The following is a 3381-nucleotide window of genomic DNA, read 5'->3' as shown; positions in this document are numbered from 1 at the left end:
TTGGCCTAACAAACGGCTCAAGAGGGATTGCCAACGCTTGGCGACTTTAATGCAAAATTGAAGTTCAGCGTTTACAGTGTGTTTTTTTAAGTTTGGTGGTGCGTTGTCAACCCCTTAGCCGGGCGTTATGTGCCAGCAGATAGGGCGTTATTTCAACGCCCCCAACCCTAGACTTCAACAGCCCATCTAGGTGTAAACTTGTTATTGGTTTCTTCTACAGAAAGAATATTAATTACAGCGAAGTTCCTAATACCTCCTTTTTTAATGTCGTAGCAAAAAAACTTTTCTTCGCCATTTGTAATTCGGTAACTGTATGGTTCAGCTTCACGAGTTTCTACTGAGCCGTCTTTCTCGCGAGCTTTAATTATAACTGTGTGCAGGTTTTTTCCGGCACTAGCAATGATCTGTTTCAATGTTCTTCTCCTGATATGTTGTTTGTTTAATTCCATTGCATTAATGTGGTCAATGACTGGTGTTTTCAATATGAAATACGGTGGGTTTTTATTTTGTGTGATCTAATGTTATTAAATAATGAAATTGATTAAATTGTTAATTACAGACATCGTAGCAGTGTTTTATTAATCTAATTTGAATTTATAAGAAGTAATTAAATATGAAAATTAAGAAGATTTCGATTAACGGCTTCAGAAGTTTGGTCGGGTTTAAACTGAGTTTTGAAGATGGGCTTACTGTTATTGTAGGAGAAAACGACGCAGGGAAAACTTCGTTAATTGACTGTTTGAGAGTAATTACACAGAATCAAAAGGTTGAAGTAGATGACTTCAACTTTAACATGGACCAGATTTCAATAGAGATAGAAATTGATAACTTCATTTTTGAGAAAACTTTTACTAAAGAAGGTAGTGAAGTTTCCGAAGGGGTTATGAAATCAAAGCCATCCCCAGACTATGTTGAACATTTGAAAACGGTTTTTGTTGAAGATTATGATCATGAAAATACTGATAACATCAATGAGATCAGAAGTGTAGCTAGAGAACTTGGGTTAACCGTTCGTGCTAACTCTCAACCATCGACTTTGAAAACAAGAATCATTGAGATTTTAAACCAAGATGGCCCTCTTGAAGTTGAAGGGGCGCGCTTTCCTAGTTTTAATAATATTCAGCTTGACGGTAATCAATTTGAAAATGTTCCTTCATTTTTCAAAGAAGTATTTTTAAAAGAAAAACAAAGCAGCATTTGGTCAGAAAAAATCACGGACGATTTAACCGTGGAAGAGTTCGTTCAAAGTAAAATTGAAGCATATTCGAACGAAGTGACTGAGAAAATAAGAAATGATGGAATATTGACTAAGCTAAGAATGTTCCTCGGTGAAGATGCAGATATGAAAGTGACTCCCTTATATCAATCTAGGGATTTAAGTATTGATGCAAAAGTACAATTTCTTGAAGGTGATAATGAAATAAATATTAGCAAAAAAGGATACGGTACTAAACGTAGAATATCTATGGCGCTGTTGGAGTATAAAAAGGAGCAAAGTATAATCGAAGGTGACTCATCGACTATCTACTTATTAGATGAACCTGATACTCATTTGCATGTTAAAGCACAAGTTGAACTACTAGATACCATCCAAGGTTTTTCTGACGCTGGTAATCAAGTTATTCTCACCACTCACTCTCCTTTTGTTATTAATCAAATTCAGCCCAAAAACATAAGACTTATTGAAAACAAAAATAATGTAAGTAGAGTTAAGTTCTTAAGAGATGAGCCTGAAGTTTCAAATAGAATATTGAGATCGTTGGGGGTGGAGAATACATATCTCTTCTTTTCTAGACATTTAGTTATTGTTGAAGGAGAAACTGAGGAAGGTTTCTTACCAGAATATTTTATTTCTCAATTTGATAAGCCAATTGGTTCGAACTTGGTCAAAATAATCAATACCAAAGGAATTACCAACATTCCAGGCTTCTGTAAGGCAATACTAGAAATTCATGACCCTGAAAAAATTTATTTGCTGTTCGACAATGATGCTACCGACGAGCTGAGTGAAGTTATTGAAGCTTTAAATGTTCCTGATACAAGACGTTTTATTGTAGGCAATAAAGAATTTGAAGACGCCTTTAGTGATAGAGTACTTTTTGAAGCATGGCAGCAATACTTGATTAGCTCCAATAAGGATGTGCCCGAAACTTGGACAGAAACGGCGATTTCAGATCTCCGAGCCACATGTGTGGCCGAAAATGGCAAGTTTTCTAAAGAAATTCGCAAACTTAATTCAGGCGGCAAGAAAATGACAAAACCGATTTTGGGTAGAGCCATAGCTCAAAGGGTTAACCCAGAAGAGTTACCTGAAACTCTTTCATCATTAATTGAGCTTCTGAAGTAACACGCACATAACAAACTGTTTAAGAGTGATTCGCAACGCGTGGCATTTTCGCTATGCGTTGGTTTAAGTGATTAAGGCGGTATGCGGCGGCATTGGTATTGCGTTGCTCACACCTTAACAGGGCGTTATACCATTTTGGGAAAGTTAGGTATTAGATGAAAAGAGAAGAACAAAGTCGTTTTCTAATTTTGTATGCATTGAGGTTTCTAACTGGTACTGCGAGCAAAAAGGAAGTCTTAGACTGTATTGATGAAAACTCGTGGCTCAATTATATCGATTCTGACCTGGAAACTCTTTCAAGTCGCAATGAACTGCGATGGCGTAATGAATTTGCGTTCGTGCGACAGCACCTAGTTCAAGAAGGATACTTATCCAGTGAGTCAACTAGGCTTTGGGAGCTTACACCGGATGGAAGCCAGTACTTAGAAAGTTTGCTCTCGATTGTAAAGTCCAGTGAAAACCTTAGCCGTATTGATCGTGCCTCTGTGTTTGGTGATGATATCGATTTAAACAGCGTCAACTCGCTTGAGTTAATCTCAGACCTAGGTTTGGAAAATGAAACTGTTGAAGTTAAGCGCCAGCAGATAAAACGTTATCAAGGTATCGTCAAGAAACTAAAAGACAAATACCAAAACAAGTGTCAAATCAAGTCTTGTCAGTTTTCATTTGTAAAAAGCAACGGAGAGCATTATTCGGAAGCCCATCATCTAAAACCATTGTCGGAAGGCGGTGGGCAGCATGAGGAAAATGTTGTAATACTATGTGCTAATCATCACCGAATGCTCCATTATGCAGACGTTGTAGTAGGTGAATTAGAACATGACGAGAGAATTATAGAAATCAATGGAATCAAAGAGTTGGTCGTGTATCAAATGGTATAACAAGCAATTTAAGAGGGATTCACAACGCTCGGCATTGTTGCTTCTACTTCAAATTTAGTGTTTATAGCACAATGCTTTAGGTTTGGATGGAGGCGTTGTTCACCCCTTAATTGGGCGTTAGCTGAGGTTAAGAAAAATCATCAAATTACGTGT

3 protein-coding genes are annotated in these 3381 nt (G+C 37.2%); 2 read left to right on the top strand and 1 reads right to left on the bottom strand.

Going from position 1 to position 3381, the window contains the following annotated elements; genetic code table 11:
- Window positions 1–167 precede the first annotated feature (167 nt).
- On the bottom strand, window positions 168–413 hold the full coding sequence (locus DD616_RS17090) for a WYL domain-containing protein (RefSeq protein WP_231140401.1): 246 nt from the start codon (window positions 411–413) through the stop codon (window positions 168–170).
- A 200-nt stretch (window positions 414–613) separates the two neighbouring features.
- Here DD616_RS17090 and DD616_RS17085 point away from each other — a divergent pair, with 200 nt between their 5' ends.
- Window positions 614–2347 carry an ATP-dependent nuclease gene (locus tag DD616_RS17085; protein ID WP_208871975.1) on the top strand — a complete coding sequence of 578 codons (1734 nt, stop codon included), beginning with the start codon at window positions 614–616 and terminating at the stop codon, window positions 2345–2347.
- A gap of 155 nt (window positions 2348–2502) precedes the next feature.
- Complete coding sequence (locus DD616_RS17080) at window positions 2503–3228, top strand: winged helix-turn-helix domain-containing protein (RefSeq protein ID WP_208871974.1); 726 nt, start codon at window positions 2503–2505, stop codon at window positions 3226–3228.
- Window positions 3229–3381 lie beyond the last annotated feature (153 nt).

It is taken from the genome of Vibrio anguillarum (assembly GCF_003390515.1).
Taxonomy (GTDB): domain Bacteria; phylum Pseudomonadota; class Gammaproteobacteria; order Enterobacterales; family Vibrionaceae; genus Vibrio; species Vibrio anguillarum.
Note: the sequence above shows the minus strand (reverse complement) of the source record. Positions and strands in the feature narration are given on the sequence as shown.

Excerpts from the sequence above, each read along its gene's own strand:
- DD616_RS17085 (WP_208871975.1), top strand. The coding sequence starts at position 614 with ATGAAAATTAAGAAGATTTCGATTAACGGCTTCAGAAGTTTGGTCGGG.
- DD616_RS17080 (WP_208871974.1), top strand. The coding sequence starts at position 2,503 with ATGAAAAGAGAAGAACAAAGTCGTTTTCTAATTTTGTATGCATTGAGG.